19 protein-coding genes and 3 pseudogenes are annotated in these 22,428 nt (G+C 73.8%); 14 read left to right on the plus strand and 8 right to left on the minus strand.

Annotated elements, in window-relative coordinates; all coding sequences use genetic code 11:
* The first annotated feature begins 190 nt into the window (after positions 1-190).
* The 11 genes and pseudogenes from ACFWTC_RS24705 to ACFWTC_RS24755 all read left to right on the plus strand — a co-directional run bounded on the left by ACFWTC_RS24705 (position 191) and on the right by ACFWTC_RS24755 (position 7,075).
* Complete coding sequence (locus tag ACFWTC_RS24705) at positions 191-1,249, plus strand: VWA domain-containing protein (RefSeq protein WP_384074551.1); 1,059 nt, start codon at positions 191-193, stop codon at positions 1,247-1,249.
* 68 nt (positions 1,250-1,317) lie between these two features.
* On the plus strand, positions 1,318-1,641 hold the full coding sequence (locus ACFWTC_RS24710) for a hypothetical protein (RefSeq protein WP_383932374.1): 324 nt from the start codon (positions 1,318-1,320) through the stop codon (positions 1,639-1,641).
* Positions 1,642-1,758: 117 nt separating this feature from the next.
* Positions 1,759-2,151, plus strand: a complete 393-nt coding sequence (locus ACFWTC_RS24715; protein WP_383932373.1) for a DUF3662 domain-containing protein — start codon at positions 1,759-1,761, stop codon at positions 2,149-2,151.
* A gap of 69 nt (positions 2,152-2,220) precedes the next feature.
* Entirely contained in the window at positions 2,221-2,445 is a 225-nt protein-coding gene (locus tag ACFWTC_RS24720) for a hypothetical protein (RefSeq protein ID WP_383932371.1), read from the plus strand.
* A 138-nt stretch (positions 2,446-2,583) separates the two neighbouring features.
* Positions 2,584-3,012 carry a hypothetical protein gene (locus ACFWTC_RS24725; RefSeq protein ID WP_383932369.1) on the plus strand — a complete coding sequence of 143 codons (429 nt, stop codon included), beginning with the start codon at positions 2,584-2,586 and terminating at the stop codon, positions 3,010-3,012.
* Positions 3,013-3,091: 79 nt separating this feature from the next.
* Positions 3,092-3,448 carry a hypothetical protein gene (locus tag ACFWTC_RS24730; protein ID WP_384074553.1) on the plus strand — a complete coding sequence of 119 codons (357 nt, stop codon included), beginning with the start codon at positions 3,092-3,094 and terminating at the stop codon, positions 3,446-3,448.
* A 108-nt stretch (positions 3,449-3,556) separates the two neighbouring features.
* A pseudogene (locus tag ACFWTC_RS24735) lies at positions 3,557-3,711 on the plus strand (5,10-methylene tetrahydromethanopterin reductase); the annotation flags it as partial.
* A gap of 123 nt (positions 3,712-3,834) precedes the next feature.
* Positions 3,835-4,149 (plus strand): GNAT family N-acetyltransferase, encoded by a 315-nt coding sequence (locus ACFWTC_RS24740; RefSeq protein WP_383932379.1) that lies wholly within the window; start codon positions 3,835-3,837, stop codon positions 4,147-4,149.
* 406 nt (positions 4,150-4,555) lie between these two features.
* Positions 4,556-4,777 (plus strand): hypothetical protein, encoded by a 222-nt coding sequence (locus tag ACFWTC_RS24745; protein WP_383932365.1) that lies wholly within the window; start codon positions 4,556-4,558, stop codon positions 4,775-4,777.
* A gap of 95 nt (positions 4,778-4,872) precedes the next feature.
* Positions 4,873-5,994, plus strand: a complete 1,122-nt coding sequence (locus ACFWTC_RS24750; RefSeq protein ID WP_383932363.1) for a glutamate--cysteine ligase — start codon at positions 4,873-4,875, stop codon at positions 5,992-5,994.
* A 178-nt stretch (positions 5,995-6,172) separates the two neighbouring features.
* On the plus strand, positions 6,173-7,075 hold the full coding sequence (locus ACFWTC_RS24755) for a DMT family transporter (RefSeq protein WP_383932361.1): 903 nt from the start codon (positions 6,173-6,175) through the stop codon (positions 7,073-7,075).
* 37 nt (positions 7,076-7,112) lie between these two features.
* Here the strand turns inward: ACFWTC_RS24755 and ACFWTC_RS24760 are convergent, their stop codons facing one another.
* Positions 7,113-8,510, minus strand: coding sequence for an STM4012 family radical SAM protein (locus ACFWTC_RS24760; protein WP_384074556.1), 1,398 nt, complete (start codon positions 8,508-8,510; stop codon positions 7,113-7,115).
* A 196-nt stretch (positions 8,511-8,706) separates the two neighbouring features.
* Here ACFWTC_RS24760 and ACFWTC_RS24765 point away from each other — a divergent pair, with 196 nt between their 5' ends.
* Positions 8,707-9,828 (plus strand): DUF1152 domain-containing protein, encoded by a 1,122-nt coding sequence (locus tag ACFWTC_RS24765; RefSeq protein ID WP_383932358.1) that lies wholly within the window; start codon positions 8,707-8,709, stop codon positions 9,826-9,828.
* Between the two features lie 63 nt (positions 9,829-9,891).
* Here ACFWTC_RS24765 and ACFWTC_RS24770 read toward each other — a convergent pair.
* Both ACFWTC_RS24770 and ACFWTC_RS24775 read right to left on the minus strand, forming a co-directional pair.
* Positions 9,892-10,648: pseudogene (locus tag ACFWTC_RS24770) on the minus strand (HEAT repeat domain-containing protein); the annotation flags it as partial.
* 939 nt (positions 10,649-11,587) lie between these two features.
* Positions 11,588-11,840, minus strand: a pseudogene (locus tag ACFWTC_RS24775) (sigma factor-like helix-turn-helix DNA-binding protein); the annotation flags it as partial.
* A gap of 403 nt (positions 11,841-12,243) precedes the next feature.
* On the opposite strand from ACFWTC_RS24775, the gene ACFWTC_RS24780 reads away from it, so the two are divergent.
* Positions 12,244-12,492, plus strand: a complete 249-nt coding sequence (locus tag ACFWTC_RS24780; RefSeq protein WP_383932354.1) for a hypothetical protein — start codon at positions 12,244-12,246, stop codon at positions 12,490-12,492.
* A 79-nt stretch (positions 12,493-12,571) separates the two neighbouring features.
* On the opposite strand, the gene ACFWTC_RS24785 is transcribed toward ACFWTC_RS24780, so the two are convergent.
* Positions 12,572-15,610, minus strand: coding sequence for an acyltransferase family protein (locus ACFWTC_RS24785; RefSeq protein ID WP_384074559.1), 3,039 nt, complete (start codon positions 15,608-15,610; stop codon positions 12,572-12,574).
* Positions 15,611-15,624: 14 nt separating this feature from the next.
* Positions 15,625-17,352 carry a glycosyltransferase family 2 protein gene (locus tag ACFWTC_RS24790; protein ID WP_384074562.1) on the minus strand — a complete coding sequence of 576 codons (1,728 nt, stop codon included), beginning with the start codon at positions 17,350-17,352 and terminating at the stop codon, positions 15,625-15,627.
* Positions 17,353-17,705: 353 nt separating this feature from the next.
* Between ACFWTC_RS24790 and ACFWTC_RS24795 the strand changes: the two genes are divergently transcribed.
* The gene (locus ACFWTC_RS24795) at positions 17,706-18,674 is read left to right on the plus strand and encodes a TAXI family TRAP transporter solute-binding subunit (RefSeq protein ID WP_383931995.1); all 969 of its coding nucleotides are present in this window, start codon (positions 17,706-17,708) and stop codon (positions 18,672-18,674) included.
* Positions 18,675-18,713: 39 nt separating this feature from the next.
* On the opposite strand, the gene ACFWTC_RS24800 is transcribed toward ACFWTC_RS24795, so the two are convergent.
* The 3 genes from ACFWTC_RS24800 to ACFWTC_RS24810 form a co-directional block, all read right to left on the minus strand.
* Complete coding sequence (locus ACFWTC_RS24800) at positions 18,714-20,093, minus strand: ATP-binding protein (RefSeq protein ID WP_383931993.1); 1,380 nt, start codon at positions 20,091-20,093, stop codon at positions 18,714-18,716.
* Positions 20,090-20,839: a response regulator transcription factor gene (locus ACFWTC_RS24805; RefSeq protein WP_383931991.1), complete on the minus strand. Its 750-nt coding sequence runs from the start codon at positions 20,837-20,839 to the stop codon at positions 20,090-20,092. The genes ACFWTC_RS24800 and ACFWTC_RS24805 overlap by 4 nt, the downstream gene beginning before the upstream one ends.
* Before the next feature lie 150 nt (positions 20,840-20,989).
* Positions 20,990-22,426: an MFS transporter gene (locus ACFWTC_RS24810; protein WP_383931989.1), complete on the minus strand. Its 1,437-nt coding sequence runs from the start codon at positions 22,424-22,426 to the stop codon at positions 20,990-20,992.
* Positions 22,427-22,428 lie beyond the last annotated feature (2 nt).

Raw genomic sequence — 22,428 nt, forward strand, 5'->3', positions numbered from 1 at the left:
CGACGAGCAGAACCCCTGACCGGAGCCGTGGAACCCGGCGCCCACCCGACGCGACAGCCGGGCCACCAACCTGCCCATCACCCGCCCGACAACCCCAAAACGGGCCGCCGGAAAATCCGACGACCCGTCACGAAAGATCGAGGCTAGTGTGAATACATCACTCGGGGAGCTGTGGAGAAGGGGCAGGAACATGGCTGCGAAAAGAATCCAGCACAAGGTCAATCACGTCGCGCTGGTAGTGGACAGTTCGGGTTCCATGCGTCCGCGCGAGAGCCAACTCATCCGCGTCGTGGACGAGTTCGTGGCGGGCCTGAAGGCAGAGTCGGACAAGCTCGGTCACGAGACCCGGATCAGCCTCTATTCCTTCGACCACAGGGTGGAAAACCTGGTCTGGGACATGGACGTGAAGCACCTGCCGTCCATGCGGGGCCTGTACAAGGTCAACAACGGGGCCACGGCCCTGATCGAAGCCTCTCTGAAGTCCCTCGACGACCTGGACCACATCTGGGAGGAGTACGGGGAGCACAGTTTCCTCCAGATCGTGGTGACGGACGGCGAGGAGAACGCCTCCGGCGGGGACAGGCGCCACGACGGCGACATGGCCGTCCTCGGCCCCTGGCTCGACAAGATCTCGGCGAGGATGGGCGCGCTCCCGGGCCACTGGACGTCCGCGATCCTCGTGCCCAACTCCCTGGCGAAGCGAACCGCCCAGAACTACGGCTTCCCGGCCGGGAACATCGCCGTCTGGGACGCGGACTCCCAGGAGGGTGTGAAGGAGGCGATCGGTACGGTGCGCGCCGCCGCGACCAGCTTCCTCCGCGGCCGGGAGAAGGGCGTGCGCGGCACGAAGAACCTGTTCGCGGTGGGCCAGGACATATCGATCGACGACGTGCGGGCGAACCTCGAACCCGTCCCGGCCGACAGGTTCCGGCTCCTGGAGGTCGCCACGGACGTCGCGATCCGGTCCTTCGTCGACGCCCACCCGGACGTGACCTACCAACGCGGATCCTGCTACTACCAGTTGGGTACGCGGGTCCAGGTACAGCCGGACAAGGAGGTCATCGTGGTGGAGAAGGACACCGACCGCGCCTACACGGGTGACGCGGCACGCAGCCTCCTGTTCGGCACCGGCATCCAGGGGACCGTCTCGGTGAAGGCGGGGAGCAACCCCAAGCTGGAGGTCTACGTGCAGAGCCGCTCGGTGAACCGCAAGCTCAAGGCGAAGACGCGTCTGCTCATCATGCTCTGAGGCGGACGGGCCGACGTTTCGAGGGGTTCCGGCCGGTAGTCTGCCCGGGTTCTGGGTAGTTGCTCGCCATGGAATCGCTGAGGCCCGCCCCCCTTGCCCCGCGCGCCGTCAGGCAGCTGCGCCGCATCCGCACCGTGTACGCCGCGGGAATCGTCCTGTGGGCGGCCGGCGCCGCCTGGGAGGGCGGGCAGCATCCCGGAAGCCGCCGGATGTGGGTGTCCCTGATGCTCCTGGCCGTGTTCGGCGGCCTGCTGTCCCTCACGGTCGCGTCCCTCTGGCGCCACCAGACGGCGCTGCGCCTGCGCGCGGCTGCCCGCCGCATCCGCCCCGGAGCCCGGTCGGCCCAGGTCACCGCGCGGTCCGCCGCCGGCCGCACGCCCGCGTCCGGATGACGGCAGGCACGGCGTCGGCGCCCAGCGGGAGTTGCCGGTCCGCGGGCGCCCGCGGACCGGGCCTCCGTACCCGACCAGGAAGGGGCTAAGGCGGCGTACGGCGGGCAGACGCGCACCATGAATGCCTTGAATCGCTGGGAGGACGCCGTCGAGCGCTGGCAGAACGCGCTCCTGGACCGGATCCGTCACCGCGAGCCGGTCGAGCTGGTGGAGGCGCTGCAGCGCGAGTGCGACGAGCAGGCCGTGGTGTGCAGCCGCTGCCGCGTCGTCGCGCCCAACGCCTACGAGATCGACCTGCCCCCGGACGTGTACCGGAAGATCGCCCGGCACGCCCGGAAGATCGGGCTGCAGCTCACCGATGCCCTCGTACGGCACGGCGAGAAGCACCACTACGAATGGGCCGGGCCCCTGGCGGTCCGCCTCCGGCCCGCCGACCTGGAGCCCGGCTCCCGGTACCGGATCTCCAGCGCGCCCATGGCGCACATCAGGGCGAATGCCTTCCCCGACTGATGGGCGTTGCGTCTGAGGGCGATTCGGCGGGGTAGTCGCTGGACGACAGCACCACCGAAGGAGGCCGACATGACAGACCAGAACAAGCCCCGCCCCCCGCGGACCACACCGTCCGAAGCCGTGGGTGAAAGCGGCGACCACGAGGCCCGCAAGGAGGCGGACGAGGCCGTCGTAGGACGGTCTCCGTCCAGCGAGGACGACGCCGATGCCGGGGGCCACTCGGCCAAGCGGCAGCGTCCGGGCATCGGCCGTGAGGAGCAGGCCCGCCCGGACAGCGGCGAGCAAGACCGCTGACGGCGCGTGCGCGGCGCCGGCCACCGTAGGCCCGCCCCCGTCCCGACACGGGGATTCGAGGCCGACGGCGGGGGTAGGCGCGCCCCGGCAGCGAGCCCCCGCCGGGGTGGGCCGGGCCCACGGAACGGAGTGATCGCAATGCGTACCGCAGCGGCCAGGGCGATGGGCGTCGCCACCCTCGGATACGGCGTGGCGGTCGCCTGCAGCCCCCGCATACTGGCCCGCCCCTGCGGGCTCCCCGAGCACGGCTCCTCCGCGCTGCTGATCCGGGCGCTGGGCGTCCGGGACGCGGTCATCGGCGCCGCGATGGTGACGGTCCCCGCGGGTGCCGCGCTGCGTACGGCCGTACTGTGCCGGGTCGCGGTCGACGCGGGGGACGCCCTCCTCTTCGGCACCTTCCTGGCCCGGCGCACCGAGCGCGCGAAGGCGGCCGCGGCCGCCCTGGCCTGGGCAGCAGCGTGCGGGTGGACACTGACCGACGGCGGCCGCGCGACCGCGCCGCTCGTACAGGAAGCGGCGAACGTCGCCGTGCGCGCCGCCCAGTCCGCGACCCGCGCCGAACTCTGACGGACTCCGACGGCGGCCCCAGGCCGGGCCCGGGGAAATCGGCTTGGGGCGACCGCCGAGGCTGGCTAGGCTCCGCATCATGAGGACGCGCGACCTGAGGTTCGGCTTGTACACTGACGAGCAAGGCCTGACCTGGGTCAGGGGGCTCGTCGCGGACGCGGTGGGCTCCCGGGCCGCCCGGGCCGCCGCTGAGACCGTCGCTCACGCCTTCCCCGGGAGCGGGCTGACGACCGCTGACGTGTACGACTTCCTGGCGGAGCAGTGGGCGGTGGAACACCCTGCGCAGAGCAGCGGGGAGCGGCAACCGATCGAGCTGCGCGTCCAGGTGGTGTGCTCCCTGCGGACGTGGCGGGCGATCCGCAAAGCGGTCGTCCGGGCCCTGTGCCCCGAGGGAACGGCGCCCCACGCCTGCCGTGTTCCGTGGACGGCACGCTGATCGAGGGACGCGTCCGGGATCGGCGCGCCGACCGCTGCCGCCCTCTGATCGGGCGTTCTCGGTCAGCTACCGGTACACGGTCCGGGGACGCCGTGCGCGAGTTACGGACAGCGGCAGCTGTTCCTGACGAACCGCGCCGGACTGCCGCTCAAGACCGTCCTGGAGCAACTCGACCTGCTCGGCGAAAAAGTGGTCCGGTGCTGCGCAAGGAGTTCGCCGTCGGCCGACCCGCCGGAACCCCGGCAACCCCGGCCGGTCCCTCCGCACCGGGCCCTGGCCGCCCGCACCGCCGAGGGCGGGGACCGGCAGTGACGCGGCCGCCGGCGGACCGGCCACTGGCACGATCCACCGCACGCCCCCTCGATCACGGCACAGGAGCAGCAAACATGGAACCCCACGCGGTGGACCGCCCGGAGAAGTCCCGGTACGAGATCCTCGCCGGCGAGGACGGCACCGAGACGGCCGGCTTCGCCGACTACCTCCTCTCGGAAGGCGAGATCGCCTTCGTCCACACCGAAACCGATCCGCGGTTCGCCGGCCGGGGCCTGGGCGGGCTCCTCGCCCGCGGCGCCCTCGACGACGCCCGGGCGCGCTCGCTGGCCGTGCTGCCCCACTGCCCCTTCATCCGGGGGTGGATCGGCAAGCACCCGGAGTACGCGGACCTGGTGCCCGAGGCACGCCGCGCACAGTTCGGCCTCTGAGCGGATCCCGGCCGCCCGCTGTCCGGACCGTGTCTGTTCATCCCTGTCCGGTACGGCAAGGATGTAACCGGTCGATCCGGCCCTCACGTGAACTCTGCGAACTCAGCGAACGCATCCGGGGGGATCTCATGGGCGCGAGGAAAACGCACACGGGCTGAGCGGTGGCGGGGAGCCTCCTTGCCGCGCTGGCGGTGGCCGCTCCGGCCCAGGCGGCCGCGGGGGGTCAGCCGGGGGCTGCAAGCCCGTCCCTCCAGGTGCTGGAGAAGCTGCCCGCCACGGAAGACCCGCGCCCGAGCCCCTGGGTGCGCCGGACCCAGGTCAGCGACATCGCGCCCGGGCCGTCCCGGCTGGCCGTCGGCATGTCCGGCCAGGTGCCCGTCTACTGGATCGGACCGGCAGCGGTCCGATGCGCGTCCTGCCCGGCCTCGCCCCGTCCCGCTACACCGTGGCGTTCGCCGTCACCGACGACGACCGGGTCGGCGGGGCCGTGCAGGACGCCCAGGGCCGGGTCCAGCCGGTCATCTGGACCTGCGCGGCCAAACAGGCGTTCGTCCTGCCGGGCGCCCGGTACACGCCGCAGCACCTGCCTGCGGCCGCCCCGGGCCGACCGGAGCCGGCCCGCCGGTAGCTCCCGGCGCGTGCCGCACCACCCCGTTCCCGCATGAGTGACCGTGCGAGGGGCAGGGGCGGTACTGCACGAGACGTGAAACCGATTGGGGCGATGTGCGAAGCGTGGGCGTGGAAGAAGAACTGCTGCTGGTGGACGCCCGCAGTGGCGAGCCGCTGGCCCTGTCGGGGGACGTGCTGGCCGCCGCGGACCGATCCGCCGGGCACCTGCCGGGCAGTGGCGAGGAACCTGGCCACACCTTCGAGAAGGAGCTGCACGAGGAGCAGGTCGAGTTCGCCACCAAACCGGTGACGGAGATGGGCGAGCTCCTGGAGGAGATCACCGGATGGCGGGCGGAGGCCGCCCGGCACGCCGCGGCCTCCGGGGCGCTGGTCGCCGCCCTCGGCACCTCCCCACTGCCCGTCCGGCCGTCCATGAGCCCCGGCAGGCGGTACGAGTGGGTGGGCGAGCAGTTCGGCCTGACCGCGCAGGAGCAGCTGACGTGCGGCTGCCACGTCCACGTGTCGGTGGAGTCGGACGAGGAGGGCGTCGCCGTCCTGGACCGGATCCGCCCCTGGTTGCCCGTACTGACCGCGATGAGCGCGAACTCGCCGTTCTGGCAGGGCGAGGACAGCGGCTACGGCAGCTACCGCAGCCGGGTCTGGAACCGGCTGCCGTCGGCCGGACCCACCGACGTCTTCGGGTCCGCCGACCGCTACCACGAGCAGGTCCGCGCCATGGTCGGCACCGGCGTGCTGCGCGACGAGGGCATGATCTGGTTCGACGCCCGGCTGTCCGCCGCCTACCCGACGGTGGAGGTGCGGGTCGCGGACGTCTGCCTGGACGCGTCGACCCCGGTCCTGCTGGCGGCCCTGGTGCGCGGCCTGGTCGAGACCGCCTCCCGCGCCTGGCGCGACGGGCAGCCGCCGGCCGGGATCAGCACGAGCCTGCTGCGCCTGGCCTCGTGGCGGGCCGGCCGCTCCGGCCTGGACGGACCGCTCCTGCATCCGCGGACCATGCGGGAGACCTCGGCCGCGGAGGCCGTCGAGGCGCTGTACGCCCACGTGCGCGAGGCCCTGGCCGACCACGGCGACGACGAACGCGTCCGGGAGGGCATCGCCGCTCTCCTGGAGCGGGGCAACGGCGCGCGCGTCCAGCGCGAGCTGCTGCGTACCGAGGGGAGCCTCGCGGCGGTGGTCACGCAGTGCGCACGGCTCACGACGCCCCCGGCCGGCTGACAGGGCCCTGCTGGAGGACGGCCGCCCGCGCCGCTCCCCTCCGCGCCGCCGGCTGATTGGTGCGAACCCACGGACCGGTCGCCTTGAGGGCCGGGAATCTCATGGTTTCACCCAGTGGGTCTGCGGAGCCGACCCCGGATACGTTCGCCACGTTCCGGAATCCGTGGAGGGGGGCATCGTGGGCGCTGTGGCATCCGTGCTGGTGGCGGCGGTCCTGTGGGGAACCGTGGGGCCGGCGCAGATCTGGGCCGACACCGGGATGCCTCCGGCGGCGCTCGGCGCCGCCCGGATGCTGCTGGGCGGGCTGGTGCTGAGCGCGCTGATGGTCCGGCCGGCGGGCCTGCGGACGCTGGTGCGGCCCGGGGTACGCCGCTGGGTGGGGCTGTCCGTCCTGGTCACGGCGGCCTTCCAGGTCTGCTTCCTGGAGGCCGTCGAGCGGTGCGGGGCCGCGCTGGCGACCGCGGCGGCCTTCGGGACCGTACCCGTCGTCAGCGGGGTGTGCGCCCGGCTGTTCTCCGGCGAGCGGATGACCCGACGCTGGCTGTGGGGGACGGTCTGTGCCGTCGCCGGCATCGGGTTCCTGCTGCTGCCCGGCAGCGGGGCGCGCGCGGACGTGCCGGGCGTGCTGTGCGCGGTGGTGGCCGGGGCGGGCTTCGGCGTCTACATCACGGCGGTCAAGGAGCTCGGCGCGCGGGGCGCGGACCTCGCCACGGCAGCGTCGGTGAGCGTGCTGTGCGCGGGGCTGCTGGTCTCGCCCTTCCTGCTTGCAGCCCCCGGGGGACCGGCCGACCCGCGCACGCTCGCACTGATCGCCTGGCTCGGACTCGGTACGACCGCGCTCGGCTACCTGCTGTTCACGCGCGGTGTCGGACGGCTCAGCGCCGCCACCACCGGCACGCTGAGCCTGACCGAGCCGCTGGTCGCCGCCCTGCTAGGCGTCGCGCTGCTGGGCGAGCGGCCCGGTCCGCTCGCTGCGGCCGGCGGGGCGCTGCTGCTGGGCGGGCTGGTCCTCGTGTCCCTGCCGTACGGGCCGCGGGGACGGGCCGGGGCGGAACCGGCTCCGGCGCCCGCGCCGGGATGACGGGACGGCGGGCGCCGGGCCGGACGGTGCGACCGGGTCAGCGGTCCCGGTAGGAGGACATGGTCTCGCGCACCCGGGACGAGAAGAACATCGGGCCCACCGCGTCGGCCCAGGCCATCCCCTCCGGGGTCAGCGCCAGCGTCCCGCCCCGCTCCCGGAGCCAGTTCTTCCCGAGCAGGCTCGCCAGCTGGCGGGCGAAGTCGTCCTCGAAGCGCGTGGCGAACCGCCGCTCGTAGTCGGCCGCCCGCAGACCGGTCGTCTCCAGCAGGTGCTGCAGCACGTACATCCGGCGCCGCTCGCCGCCGTCCATCCGGAAGGCCCACTGCGCGCGCTCGAACTGCGCGGTCGGGGTCGCGATGTAGTCGTCGATGATGCGGCGGACCTCGGGCACCGCGACCGCGTAGTCCGTGGTGTAGTGCAGGTCGGTGGTGAACGACCGGGCCCCCACGCCGAGTCCGACCATGCCGGCCTGCTGGTTGTACTCGCTGATGCTGCTGCCGTCGGTGTCCTCCACGGCGGCGGTGCCGGCGCGCCGGAAGACCCGCATGGAGGTCTGCTCGTACCCCGCGGACAGCAGGTGGTCGCGCCCGTAGCGGTACAGCCGCAGCCGCTGCTCGTTCCAGTCCTGGAGCGCCGTGGCGTGGCGGCCGCTGAGTCCGGTCAGCGGGCGCACGTACAGGGGGTACAGGTAGACCTCCTCCGGCTCCCAGGTGAGCGCGGCGTCCAGGGAGACCTTGAACGTCCGCTCGGTCTGGCCCTCGATGCCGTAGATGAGGTCGATGTTGAGGATCGGGAACCCGGCCGCCTTCAGCCGGGCGAGCGAGGCCTCGACCTCATCGCGCTTCTGCGGGCGGACGGCCGCCCGGGCCTCCTCGTCGATGAAGCTCTGTACGCCGATGCTCAGCCGCGTCGCGCCGCGCTCGGCCAGTACGCCGATCCGGTCGGCGGTCGCCGTGGCCGGCGAGGTCTCCACCGACCACGACGAGGCCTGGAGGTCCGCGCCCATGACGTTCTCGCAGATGTCGCACAGCCGCGACAGCTCCGCCGCCGTCAGGTAGGTGGGGGTGCCCCCGCCGAACGCCGCGAGCGGGAACCGTATCGGCTCGCCCTGCGCCTCCAACGCCTGTCTCGTCACCTGGGCTTGGCGCTCCAGCGTGCCGAGGAAGTCCCGTGTGACGTCCTCTGGCGCCCCGGTCCGGGTGAAGAGGTTGCAGAACCCGCACCTCATCTCGCAGAAGGGGACGTGCACGTAGAGGGAGAGGGCGTCGAGCCGCTCCGTGGACCACAGGTCGCGCAGCAGCGGTCCGTCCTCCAGGAGCCGGTAGGCCTTCTGGTGCGGGTAGGCGTACACGTACTGCTCGTACGGGGTCTGCGGCTCGGTGGCGGGGAGACGGCGGGGAACCGTGGGCACGGGAAGCGGAACGGTGGTTGTCATAGGGGGACGTGACTCACTTTCGGAAGTGATCGTGATCGCCGTATGTGACACTGCGTCACCCTAGGGTGGTGTCGTCGTCCGCTTCAGTAGTGTGAACCGCATAAATCGGGTTTGGCGGCATGGACGTTCACATGCACTTTTCGCGATGCCGCCGTCGAGGTGGCGGCGCGGTGGCAGTTGGGGTTCCGTGTCGGGCATGACACGACTTCTCGTCGCGGCGGGGGGTGGCGGTGACGCCATCACGGCAGCCGTGCTCCACACGGCTCTGCACGGAGCGCGGACCCCCGCGCTGGTCCTGACCTACGCCTGGGAGCGCCTGGTCGTCGACCCCGTCCCGGGGCCGCGCCGGGCCGCCGACTTCACCGGCACCGAACCGGCCGCCCCGGGACTCGCGCTGGTCACACCGCAGACCCGGCCGATCGCCCCGGCGGGCTCGCTGCTCCCGCGTCTGGCGACCGGGCTGGGCCCCCGGCTCGGGCTGCTCGACCCGTACGACGGCGCCCGCGGCCTGGCCCGGCAGATCGGCGCGGCCGCCCGCTGGTGCCGGGCCGTGCGGATCGACCTCGTGGACGTCGGCGGCGACATCGTGGCGAGGGGTGACGAACCCACCCTCCGCAGCCCGCTCGGCGACGCCCTCGCCCTCGCGGCCTGCGCGGCGACGGGCCTCCCCACCACCGTGTACGTCGCCGGTCCCGGCCTCGACAACGAGGTCCCCCCGACCGAGCTGCTGCCCAGGCTCGGCGAGCCCGCCTTCGTCCTCACCGCCCCGCACACCGACGGGGTGATGCCCGTCTTCGACTGGCATCCGTCCGAGGCGAGCGCCCTGCTCGTCGCGGCCGCCCGCGGGGTACGCGGAGTCTGCGGGACCCGGGACGCCCCCCGCCCCGTCCTCCTGGACGACTCGGCGTGCCGGGTCCACCGCCTCACCCTGGACCGCGCCCTAGCGCTCAATCCCCTCGCCCGCGCCCTGGCCGGCTCCACCAGCCTGGACGAGGCCGAGGCGGCCTCCCGCGCGGTGTGCGGCTTCTCGGAGATCGAGCGGGAACGCCACCGGGCGGGGACAGGTCCCGGGACGACACGCCCGCCGGGCTCGTACGGTGCCTGTGCCGGGGACGCCGAGACCGCCGAGGCCGTCCTGGCCCGGTTCGCGGCCTGGGAGCGCCAGTTGCTCGCCGACGGCCTCGCGTACGTCACCTCCCGCAGGATCACCGAGGAGCTCGGCCTGACGACGCCGCAGGCCCGGACCCTGTTCGACGCGCTTCGCGCGACCACACCCCCGCGACAGGCCCCACCCCTGTGGCGGCTGCGACGAGCGTGACGGCCGGGGCGAGCGGGCCGGTACGCCCCTCGGGCCTCCTGCCCGCGCAGGTCGGCTGGTGCGTCACCGTTCGGCGCGCAGCCGGAGCAGGTACGTCGCGGTCAGCGCAACGGCCCGGTCCTCGTCGTGCGACAGCTCCACGAGGGCCCGGGACGCCTCCGGCCCCGGGACGTCGGCCAGCGCCTGCGTCAGCCGGCCGCGGGCGGGCGCTCCGCCGGTGTCGTGGGCGAGGCGGTCGACGAGCCCGCCCGCGATCCGGCCGGCCATCGCGGTGTCGCTCGCCAGTACGCCCAGCGCGTCGGCCGCGTCGACGTCGTTGCGTCCCGTCGCGATCATGTCGATGAGGGTCGGGACCGCGTCGGCCGTCCCGCGCGTCCCGAGCGACAGGGCCGTGTACCCGCGGACCCTGGCGTCGGGGTGGGCGAGGGCCGACACGGAGCTGCGCGGCGGCCTCGTCGCCGGGCAGTTCGGCGAGGGTCCGCACGGCGCGTTCCCGCACCGCGGCCGCCGGAGAGCCCAGGTCCTCCGTCAGGAGGGGAGGAACGCCGTCGCCCGATCGCGCCAGCGCCCAGCGAAGGGCTCCGGCGACGTTCGGCTCCGCCTCGCTCAGGGCCGCCTCGACCAGGGCCTCGGTCGGTACCTGCACCGCGTCGACCGACGAGAGGGCCGCGCGCTGGCGGGCGTCGGCGCTCTTCGAGCCCGGCGCCTGGAGGAGCGAGACGACCCGGAGGACGTCCTCCCAGCCGGCGGGATCCGCCGCATCGATCCGGCGCAGCCGCGTGAGCAGCTCGGTCTCGGCCGCGATGCGTTCGCGCGTCTGTGGGCCGCGGCGGACGCCCGCAGGGCCGGCTCGACCGGTTCGCCCAGTGCCCGGCTGAGACTGAGCTGCGTCTTCGGCCGGCGCACCAGCGCGACCCGCCGGCCGGAGCCGGCCGCGGCCGTCTGAGCCGGACCACCGGGCGGCCTTCGGGGCGGGTGGGCGGGCGGGGTGCCGGGTGTCGGGGCCGTCACCCACATGAGGGTTCGGCGTCGCGGTGGTGCGGGCGCGGATACGGTCGGGGAACGGCGGCCGCTCGAACCAGTCGGAGAGCACCCGCCCGTGCGGCGACGGACGGCCCCGAACCGTCCGTCGCCCCCGTGGCCCCCGTCGCCCCGGTGTCGAAACGGGGTCACGCGCAGCGGGAGAGGCCGCCCTATCCTGCATACGGGTGAACTCCGTCCCGTGCCCGTAACGCGGATACGGACGGATTGTCATACGGTCATGACGACTTCGCGCACGATGTCCCGGCTGTCGGCCGGGGAGACCGCCCAGAACGCCCTTCCCCCGCCGGACGAACGACGCAGGCTCCGTGAACTGTGGGACCTGACCCCCCACCAGGTGGCCGTGGCCTTCGGCGTCCGGGCCGCCACCGTCCTGAACCGCGGGAGGCGCGGCTCAGACGATCCCATCACGACCACGTGTACCGGGATCGCCCGCGCCGCGGCCGGGCCGCAGTTCGAGGCGTACGACGTCCATGACACCGGAGGCGATCCGGGACGTGTCCGCACGCCAGTCGGCCCCGGCCTCCTCGCCGTCGCGGCGCACGGTCCCGCAGCAGTGCGAGGTCCGCCAGGGCGGGGGTGCAGTGGGGGCAGCCGGCCGTGTGCGGGTCGGCGGCGCCCTGCGGGTCGCGTTGCTGCTGGTCCCACAGCGCCGCGAGGTCCCTGCCGCAGGGCAGGAAGCCGTCGTCCTCGGCGCCCGGACCGTGGTCGGGTTCGTTCATCGCCATGCGCCCATCGCCTCCGTCAGACAGCGCCGAGCGCGAAAGACTCTGGCCCGTACGGCTTCCTGGCTGATTCCCACCATCTCCGCGATCGTCTCGTACGGCATCGTCTCGATCTCCGCAGCACCCAGCACACGCGCTGTTCCGGTGAGAGCAGGGCCATCCCTCTCCCAGCGCCCGGACCGCGGCCTGGGACTCCGCGGCGCGTTCGGGGGAGTTCAGGTGATCCGGCGCGGCCCGCTCGGGAACCTGCCTTCAGCGCGGTGGTCACCGGGCGGCTGCTCGCACGGCCCGGCGCGCGCGCCGTCCTGCACGGGAGAGGCCCCAGCGCCCTGTCCCTTGCCCCGGCTCGTCCTGGACCACGCAGCGTTACCGGACCGGGGCCTTGCCGTCCTGGCCGGAGGGGTCGGGCCCGGGGCCCGTATCGGTTGGGCGCCGCAACCCCTGGGAGCATACGTGCACGTCGCGGCAGGTGTACGACGTGGACGTCGGCTGGACAGGGGTGCGGGAGCTGCGCGTGCGGGGCGATGAACCCATCTGTGCCCTTTGATCCGCCATTGGAGTGGCGGGCCGTTTCTCGTGACGTTACGTAACGTTGAACCGGCCGACGCGTCCTTCCCGGCGCGTTTTCCAAAGATCCATTGGAGTAGTCATGCGCATGCGCTCTGCCCTCACCGCCTCCGTCCTGGCCGCAGGCATCCTGCTCGGGGGCGCCGGCGCCTCGCTGGCCAACGAGGGAGTCGAGGGCGAGGCCTTCTCCGGCGGGCACTCGAGCTTCGCGTTCACCTGCTCGTCGGCGGCCGCCGTTCCGGCGAGGTTCGGTCCCGTCTGGACCTCGACGTGTTCTGGCGCGGCCGAGCGGGACCACGCGGAGTACGGTCACTTCATCGGCCGTGGCTGACACCTAGGCAGTACCGAGGGGACAGTCGACCAGTCGGGCCGGCTGTCCCCTCGGTGTTTCCGCCCGTAACGGGCGCGTCCTAGCCGGCACCCGCCCGGATCGAGACGGTGACGTGGTCGACCCGCATCGGACGGCCCGGTTCGGTCGCGGGGCCCGCGGTCGCACCGTCGGCCTCCGGGAGCTTGCCGCCGATGGCCACGTTGAGGATCAGGAACACCCCGTGGTCCACCGCCCGCTTCCAGGTCCCGCTGTCCATCCGGTCGGCGGCCACCCGGTGGTACACGCGGCCGTCCAGGTACCAGCGCACTTCCTCCGCGCCGGGCGTGCGGTCGACCTCCACGGCGTACGAGTGGAACGCGGTACGGCAGCCCGGGCACGGCTGCGGACCGGACGTCAGGCCCACGGGCTCCGCGCACGGGCCGCCGCTCGGTACGCCGCAGTGCATCGAGCCGAAGACGGTGTCCCGCCCGTTCACCGACTCCATGACGTCGAGCTCCCCGACACCCGGCCAGCCGGTGTACCCGTCGCGCAGCGGCGCCCCCAGGGTCCAGAACGCCGGCCAGTAGCCCGCGGCCGCGGCCCCGGTGACGTCGGGCAGCGCGATCGAGGCCTCGATGCGCAGGGTCCCGCCGGGCGGGGCGGCGAAGTCCGAGCGCTTCGTCTCGATGCGCCCCGAACTCCACGCGCCGTCCTGCCGGGTGGGGACGATCTCCAGTGCGCCCTTCCCGTCGAGCCGGACGTTGTCCGTGGAGTCGGTCATGGTCTCGATCTCGCCCGTGCCCCACTGGGGTGCGGGGCAGCCCGGGTAGCAGGTGCCCACGTCGTGGATCCAGTCGGCGGCGGACGGGGCGCTGCCCGCCGGGCCGTCGAAGTCGTCGCGCAGCAGCCGGGTCCACCCGTCCGCGGCGGGCGTCCCGGACGTGCCGGGCGGGGGCGTGCCGGCCGGGGTCCGCGCCGGGAGGGCGCCGGACTCGGTGAGCAGCCGCTCCAGCCGGGGCGTCAGGACGACGGCCGCCACGTTGGTCAGGTGGGCGTCGTCCCGGTAGAGCAGGATCCGGTCCACCACGGCCGGGCAGGTCGGTCCGTCGCCCGGGCACAGCACCGGGTTCACGCTGATGCTCCGTACGCCGGGCAGCGCGCCGGACGCGATGCGCAGGGCCAGCGGATCGGGCTGCCGGGAGCCCGCGCGGCTGAACGCGCAGGCGCCGGGGGACTCCGGGCTGCCGGACACGCACGCCGGGACGTCCGTACCCGGTACCGGGGTGTCCTCGATGTAGACGATCGGTACCCCCAGGGCCCGCAGCGGCTCCAGGGTCCTCTCCCAGCCCTCGGCCAGGAGCTGCGCGTCGGCGGTGTACCGGTTGAGCGAGGCGATCACGATGAGCCGGGGCTTCGGCTGCTTCCGCAGCCGCTCCAAGGCGTCCGCCCGCCAGGTGTCGCACTCCCGGTACACCCGTCCGAGCTGGGGGCTGTGCACCTCCAGCCGGGGCAGCGGGCAGCCCTGCTTCACCAGCTCCTGCAGCGCCCAGCCCCGCTCGGCGGCCAGCGCCAGCATCGGGGAGAACCACTGGCCCGCGTGCGAGTCGCCGAGCAGCACGATCCGGTCGGGGCTGTCCACCGCGCCGAACAGGCAGTCGGGGCTGCTGGTCACGGCCGGGGCGACCTCGCACGGCGCGTCCGGCGGGAAGTCCTTGCGCGCCTGCAGGGGACTCGGGACCACGGGGCCGCCGGCCGGCGGCGCCCCGGCGGTCCGCATCAGCAGGGAGGGGCCGGAGGCGGCGCCCGGGGGCAGGCCCTTCGTGTCGCCCGGGGTGGCCGGGCCCAGCAGGTGCAGCGTCGTGCTGCCCACGACCAGCGCCAGTACGACCGGCAGCACGATGGCCGAGACGCCCACCGACAGGCCGCGCCGGGGGAGTTCGGAGACCGTACGGCTGCGCCGCAGCGGCTGTTCGACCCAGCGCATGGTGGCCAGGGCGGGCAGGACCGCCGCGAGGGTCAGCGCGGTCTTGGCGGGCCAGCCGAGCGCCCCGAACCGGGCCTCGGCCAGGACGAGCACCGGCCAGTGCCACAGGTAGAGGTTGTAGGAGAGCCGTCCGACCGCGCGGGGCGCCCGGCCCGCCAGGAGCCGCCCGACGCCGTACGCGCCCTGGACGTTGCGCTCGCCGCGGCCGGGTATCGCGGCGAGGATGACGGCGGCGGTGGCCAGGGTCGGCACGAGCGCCGCGCGGCCGGGGTACGGGGTGGAGGCGTCGTACGACACGACGCACCAGCCGATCGCCGCGGCGCCGGCCCAGCCGCAGAGCAGCCGCAGCGGACGCGGGCCGCGCATCAGGTGCCAGGGCAGCAGTGCGAGGAGCGCGCCGACCCCGAACTGCCAGACGCGCGACGGCGTTCCGAGGTACGCGAGCGACACGGAGGATCCCGTCCAGTGCAGGGACAGGGCGAACGAGCCGAGGACCAGGGGCGCCGCGACGAGCGCCACGGCGGAGCGCACGGCCCGCCCGCGGCGGACCGCCCGGGCCGCGCAGAGCACGATCACCGCCAGCAGCGGGGCCCAGAACAGGTAGAACTGCTCCTCGACGGCGAGGGACCAGAAGTGCAGCAGCGGGCTCTGGCCGTGGCCGGCGGCGAGGTAGTCGGTCTGCTGCGTGACGAACCGCCAGTTCGCCACGGACAGCGCGGACGCGACGACGTCGTACTCCAGGTCGGCGCGGCGCAGCGGTACGGTCAGCCAGGCACCGGCCATCGCCACGACGCCGAGCACCACGGCGGCGGAGGGCAGCAGCCGGCGGGCGCGCCGGGAGAAGAAGTCCCCGAGGCGGATCCGGCCGGTGGTGACCGCCTCGCGGACCAGCAGCCCGGTGATGAGGTAGCCGGAGATGACGAAGAACACGTCCACGCCGACGAAGCCGCCCGCCGTGCCGGGAACTCCGGCGTGGAAGGCGAGGACCGCCAGGACCGCGACGGCGCGCAGCCCCTCGATGTCGGGGCGGAAGGCGGAGCGGTGCGGGCTGGGTCCGGACTCGCCGCCGGAGCGGGATCCGGACGCCGGAGGTCCGGGCGGCTGCGCGGCGCGCCTGCGCCGGTGGCGCAGGCCGGGTGCCACGGGGAACGACATGGTGGTGACGCCTTTCAACTCAGCCAGGGGAGCATCGGGTTGACCCACCCGGATGCCAGCAGGCCGGTGAGCAGGAGGACCGCCGAAGCGGCGAGGGTCTCGGGCCAGCGGCGGGGGAGCATGCCGGTCCGGGAGAGCAGGGAGGCCCGTACGCGGGCGCGCAGGGGTTCGGCGTCCGGGTGCCGGGCCGAGAGGGCCGCCGCGCGGCGGGACCGGGCCGCGGGGCGCAGTTCGGCCGTCAGGTCCCGGATCAGCGGGACGTTGATCTGGCACTGCACCAGGAGGTAGAGGAGAAGGCCCCAGTTGGGTTCCCAGCCGTTGCGGACCACGGCCAGCGCGAGGCCCGCGGCGGCCGCGCCGTTGGACAGGACGAGCCAGACCAGGGAGACGGCGACCACCCGGCGGGCCATCCCGCCCGAAGCCGTCGCACCGCGTGCGCCGGTGGGCACCCAGGCGGCGCTGCGGCCGCGCAGGGTGTGGAGGAACGCGGTCGCGGCGGCCACGCTCGTCAGGACGTTCGCCCGGATGACCTCCACGCGCCAGCGGGTACGGCTGATCCGGGGCAGCAGCACGTGCCAGAGCCACAGCGGGGCCAGCAGCGGCAGCACGTGCCAGGGGCGGATGTGGTCGGGGTACCAGAACATCATCACCAGCGGCGGCAGCGGCGCGGCGAAGGTGTTCACCGCCGTGGTCAGGTATCCGACGATGCCCTCGTAGAAGCACAGCCGCATCCGCCAGGGCGCGCGCATCCGCTTGAGGACGGGCGTGCCGAGGAGGTGGAGGTTGCCCATCGCCCACCGGTACTGCTGGTTGACGAAGGAGGTGAGCTCGTCGGGGGAGGTGCCCTTGGCCACCAGCACTGGTACGTACAGGGTGCGAAACCCCTGCTCGTAAAGGGCGAGTCCGGTGTACAGGTCCTCGCTGTGGTCGAGCCGGGCGAAGCCGCCGGCCAGGTCGATCGCGCTGCGCCGGTAGACGGCGTTGCTGCCGCAGCAGATGGCGGCGTCGCTCGCGTCCCGGGACGGCTGGATCCAGCGGAAGAACCACTCCTGGGCACAACCGGCCGCCCGCTGGATCCAGTCCATCGTCTCGTCGGTGTCGAAGCACTGCGGGCTCTGCACGATGCCGACGCCGGGGTCGGCCAGGTAGGGCACGAGGTGGCGCAGGAAGTCCGGCCGCGGCGCGAAGTCCGCGTCCAGGATGGCGATGAACTCGGCGCTGCTGAGGGCGAGCGCGTGGTTGAGGTTGCCGGCCTTCTTCAGGTGCCCCCGGTCGGGTCGCACGACGTACGCGTAGCCGTACGAGGCGGCCAGCGCGGCGACTTCGGGGCGGTCGGCGTCGTCCAGGATCCAGACGGTGAGCGCGCCGGGCCAGTCGACGGCCGCGACCGCGCGGTAGGCGTTGGCCAGTACGGGGAGGGGTTCGCCGCAGGTGGGCAGGTACAGGTCGACGGACGGGAGGTCGGCGGGCCGCCAGGCGTGGACGAGCACCTCGTGCGACTGCCGGGTCAGCCGGCGCTGGCGCAGGCTGTTGACGGAGGAGAGCGCGAGGGCGACGACGTTCAGTCCGAGGACGGCGAGGAAGGCCCACAGGGCCGGGGTCCGCAGCGCGAAGGTGAACATGGTCGCCGCGGTGAACACGAAGGCGAGCGAGGTACTGACCAGGACCCAGCGGCGCTGCGGGCCGAAATACCAGTAGAGCTCCTCGTCGGATGGCGGTTGCGGAAGGTGATGCACGGTCATAAAGCCCCCCACGGCTGTGTATGTGCCCGTTTCAGATGGCCCACCCTAATGCCAAAGGTATAGACCATTGACCCGAGACTGGGGCAACGGGTCGAATGAGACACGGAATTGGCGAGTCCGGCATGGTCCAGACCTCTGCCCCGACGCCATTCGACCGGCAGCACCCGACCGGCCCGGGAGGGTGCGGGCCACGCGGGGGTGAACAGTCCCGGAAGTCTTGCGCGCCCGGCACCCGTGGGTGCGCACCCACGGGTGCCGGGCCTCCGTACGCCCGCGTGCCCGTACGCCCGTGTGTTGTACACCCGTGTGTCCGTGCGCCCCCGCCGGTCCGGCGCAGTGGTTAGGCTTCCGCCGTGACCAGCGCGCAGTGGAACCGCCGACGGGCGGTGGGCGCCGGACTCGGCGCCGTCACCGCGGCGCTGTCCGGGTGTGCGGGCCGACCCGGCCCCCAGCGGGGGCTGCGCCTCGCGACCGGGCCGGAGGGCGGTCCGTACAACGCGTTCGGCAGGGCCCTCGCCGAGGCCGTGACGGCGGGCGGCGGTCCGCTGGAGATCACCGCGGTCGGCACGGCGGCGAGCGTAGACAACCTGCGGAAGCTGGGCGACGGCTCAGTGGACCTGGCCCTTGCCATGGCGGACGTGGCCGAGGGTGCGGTGGTGGGACGCGAGCCCTTCTCCCGGCCCGCGGAGGTGACCGCGCTGGCCCGGGTCTACGTGAACCACACGCACCTCGTCGTTCCGGCGCGGGGGCCCGTACGGGCGGTGGCGGACCTCGCGGGCCGCACGGTCGCCTCGGGGGCCGAGGGGTCGGGGGTGCAGGTGGTGGCGGGCCGGGTGCTGCGCGCGGCCGGCCCGGGAGACGGCCGCTTGCCGGTCCGCGAACTGCACCTGGGCCTCGACGCCTCGGTGGACGCGCTGCGCGAGGGTTCGGCCGACGCGCTGTTCTGGTCCGGCGGCGTGCCCACGCCGGCCCTGTCGGAGCTGGCGCGCTGGCTTCCGGTGCGGATGCTGCCGCTGGACGGCTACGTGGGCGCGCTGCGGGAGCGGTACGGCCCCGTGTACTCGGTGGTCACGCTTCCGGCCGGGGCGTACGGGCTGACCGAACCGGTGGGGACCATCGGCGTCGGCAACTACCTCCTGGCCCGCGCGGACGTACCGGACGGCGCGGTACGCGACCTGCTGCGGGTGCTGTTCGGCCGGTGGCGCGACCTGCTGCGGGAGGTGACCGCGGGAGCCAGGCTGGAGCCCCGCTTCGCCATCTCGACCGGGGGAGTCCCGCTCCACCCGGGCGCGGTCGCCTACTACCGGTCCGTGTACGGCTGAGCGGTTGCGGCACGAGTCCGGTCGGGGGGAGGGGCCGGTTCACGGGGGCCGGAGCCGGAACTCCACGGCCAGGCCGCGCGGCGCGTTGCCGCCGACATCGAGCCGGCCGCCGCCGGCGCGGGCGATCTCGTCCGCGATGGCCAGCCCCAGCCCGCTGCCGCGGACGTTCTGATGCTCCGGGGCGCGGGCGAAACGCCTTACCAGCAGGTCCAGTTGGTCTTCCGCAACCCCGGGTCCGTCGTCGGACACCCGGACCACCGCGTCCCCGTCCGTGCCGTGCGCCGCGCACACCGACACGCGGCCGCCGCGCGGCACGAACTTGACGGCGTTGTCGAGGAGCGCGTCCAGGATCCGGCCGGCCGCGTCGGGCAGGGCCCGGGCCCTGAGGCCCGCCGGAGGGCACGAGAGCGTCAGCGCCAGCCCGGCGTCACGGAAGACCGGGGTCCAGGCGGCCACCCGTTCCCGGACGGCCCGGGCCACGTCCTGCTCGTCCGGCTCCACCGTGCCCGACTCCACCCGGGCGAGGGCCAGCAGACCGTCGAGCAGCTCCTCCAGCCGTTCCGCCTCGTCCAGCGCGCGGGAGTGCTCGGTCCGGCCGGTGCCGGGCGCGAGGTGCGGCTCGATGTTCTCCAGCTGAAGCACGAGCGTGGCCAGCGGATTGCGCAGCTGGTGGGAAGCGTCCGCCACGAAGTCGCGCTGGCGCCCGATGGAGGCGGTCACGGCCTCCGCCATGGTGTTGAAGTGCCGGCGCAGACGGCGCAGTTCCGGCGGTCCCGTGTCGGAGGCGGCCCGCGCGCCGAGGCTGCCGGCGGTGAGCCCCTCCACCGCCCGGTCCAGGTCGAGGACCGGGCGCATAAGCCACCGCGAGATCCCGGCCGCCACCAGGGCCGCCGCCGCGAAGGCCGCCACCGCCGCCACGGCGATGAACGCCCAGCGCACCGCCACGTCCCGGCGTGCGGCGTCGGTGCGGACGGTCATCAGGACCGCCCCGCTGACGCGCTCGTCCCGGCCCACCGGCTCGGCGAGCACGGCGGTCTCCGGCCCCCAGGGACGGATGACGGGCAGCTGGTCGGTCGAGCGGCCGGTGAGGGCCCGGCTACGGGCGTCCGACACCGCGGACGAGGCGACCGGGGCGTCCCCGCTTCCGGCCCGGGCCACCGTCGCCCCCTGGGTGTCGACCACGACCACGCCGGCTCCGTACAGCTGTGCGTACCGGCTGATCTCGGCGGACAGCTCCGCACGGTCGGCGTCGGTCCGGACCCGGTCGGCCAGGTCCGCGAACCGCGCGGCTTCCGAACGCCGCTGCAGGAGCAGGTGTTCGGTGCGTCCCCGCGCGTAGGCGTCGGCCAGGGGGACGCAGAGGAGCAGCGCCGCGACGCCCATGAGGACCGTCAGCACGGCAAGGAGCCTGCGCCTCACTGCCCGCTCCGCCCGCTGCGCTCGTCCCGCCCGCTGCGCTCGTCCTGCTCGTCGGGGGCGGACGGGCAGCCGAGCTGGTAGCCGAACCCGCGGACCGTGCGCACCAGCCCGGAGCGGCCGGTCTTGGCCCGGATGCCCGCCACGTGGACGTCCAGCGAGCGGGAGGCGGCGAGGAAGGCGTCGCCCCAGATCCGGTCCAGGATCTCCGCGCGGGAGTGGACCTCGTCCGGGCGGGCGGCCAGATGCGCCAGTACGTCGAACTCGCGGCGGGTCAACCGGACGCATACACCGGCCACCGTGACCGTCCGCCCGGCCAGGTCGACTTCGACGTCGCCGGCGCGCACCGCCCGGCCCTCCCCGTCCGCCGGCCCGTCCCCGGAGCGCGGTGCGCGCGCGTCCGTCCGGCGGCGCACGGTGTCGATGCGGGCGATCAGTTCGGCCATCCGGAACGGCTTGACGACGTAGTCGTCGGCTCCCGCCCGCAGGCCCTGCACGATGTCGCGCTCCTCGCAGCGGGCGGTCACCACGATGAGGGGCGCGTCGCAGACCGTACGCAGGAGGCGGAGCAGCTGAAGGCCGTCCAGGTCGGGCAGGCCCAGGTCGAGCAGGACGAATTCGGCCTCGTGGGCGTGGCGCAGGGCGTCCAGGGCGCGGCCGACCCGGCGGACGGTGTGTCCGCGCTGGGCGAGCGCCGTGCCGAGGGCCTGGGCCATGCGGTCGTCGTCCTCGACGAGAAGCGCGTGCATAGACAGTTCCTCGTGACGCCCGGCTCGTGACCTGTGGACCTGTGGACCTGTGGACTTGTGGACGTGCGGACCCGGGGACCCATGGACCTCTGACCCGTGATCCCGGGGCAGCAGCTTAGGGGAGCCGCCGCCCCGGGTCATCGGGGCCGGTCAGCGGGCGGGCTCGGCGGGGGCCGCCGCCGGACGGTCCTCGGCGGGTCCGCCGTCGGAGCGCCCGGCGTCGGCCCCGGTTCCGTCCGAGGCTTGGCCCGCGTTCCGGTCCGCGGCCTCGGCGCGGCTGAGCGCGACGTTGCGGGTGTCCGGCATCAGGACGTAGGTCACGAGGGACACCAGCGCGCACCCGGAGACGTACCAGAAGAACATCGACTCGCGGCCGCTGCTCTTGAACCAGAGCGCCACGTACTCCGCCGTGCCGCCGAAGAGCGCGTTGGCGATCGCGTACGGCAGCGCCACCCCGAGGGCGCGCACCCGGGTCGGGAAGAGCTCCGCCTTGACCGCCGCGTTGATCGACGTGTACCCGGTGACGATCACCAGGGCCAGCAGGGACAGGCCCAGGGCTGACCAGTACGAGGACGCCGATCCGAGGGCGGTCATGATCGGGTACGTACCGATGGTGCAACCCACCGCGAAGGTGATGAGCAGCGGGCGCCGGCCGACGCGGTCCGACAGCATCCCCGCGAACGGCTGGAGGACGGCGAAGAGCGTCAGCGCGGTGAAGCTGACCAGGGTGGCGGTCGTCTTCTCCATGCCCGCGCTGCCGACGAGGTACTTGGTGAGGTAGGTGGTGTAGGTGTAGTAGGCCACGGTGCCGCCGAGGGTCAGTGCCATGACCAGGCCGGCCTGCCGCCGGTACTCCCACAAGGCCTTCAACGAGCCTCGCGCGGTGGTGTCGTGGGCGTCGGCCGACGCCTCCTCCTGGAAGGCGTCGGTCTCCTGGAGCCTGCGCCGCAGCCAGAAGACGACCACCGCGAACAGCGCCCCCAGGAGGAACGGGATCCGCCAACCCCAGCTCTCCAGCTGGTCCGTGGTGAGCGTGTGCTGCATCGTGATCAGGATCCCGAGCCCGAGCAGCTGGCCGCAGGTCATCGACACGTACTGGAACGACGAGCCGAGCCCGCGCCGGTCGCGGGCCGACGCCTCGGTGAGGTACGTGGCGCTGGCCGCGTACTCGCCGCCGATGCTCAGGCCCTGGAGCAGGCGCGCGAGCAGCAGCACGAGAGCGCCGAAGTACCCGGCCTGGCCGTAGGTCGGGGCCACGGCGATCAGCAGGGCGGCCACCGACATCATGGTGACGGTGAGCGTCAGCGCGCTCTTTCGGCCGTTCCGGTCGGCGGCGCGGCCGAGGATCCACCCGCCCACGGGACGCATGAGGAAGCCGACGGCGAAGATGCCCGCGGTGTTCATCAGCTGCGTGGTCGGATTGTCGCCGGGGAAGAAGGAATCGGCGAAGTAGATCGCGAAGCTGGCGTAGACGAACCAGTCGTACCACTCGACGAGGTTGCCGAGGGACCCGCCGATCAGTGCCAGGCGGCGCTTCTTGCGCTCCTCCGCGGACGACGGGGCGGGCTTGACGGTGGACGGGGGCATGG

The organism is Streptomyces sp. NPDC058619 (genome assembly GCF_042717785.1).
GTDB lineage: Bacteria > Actinomycetota > Actinomycetes > Streptomycetales > Streptomycetaceae > Streptomyces.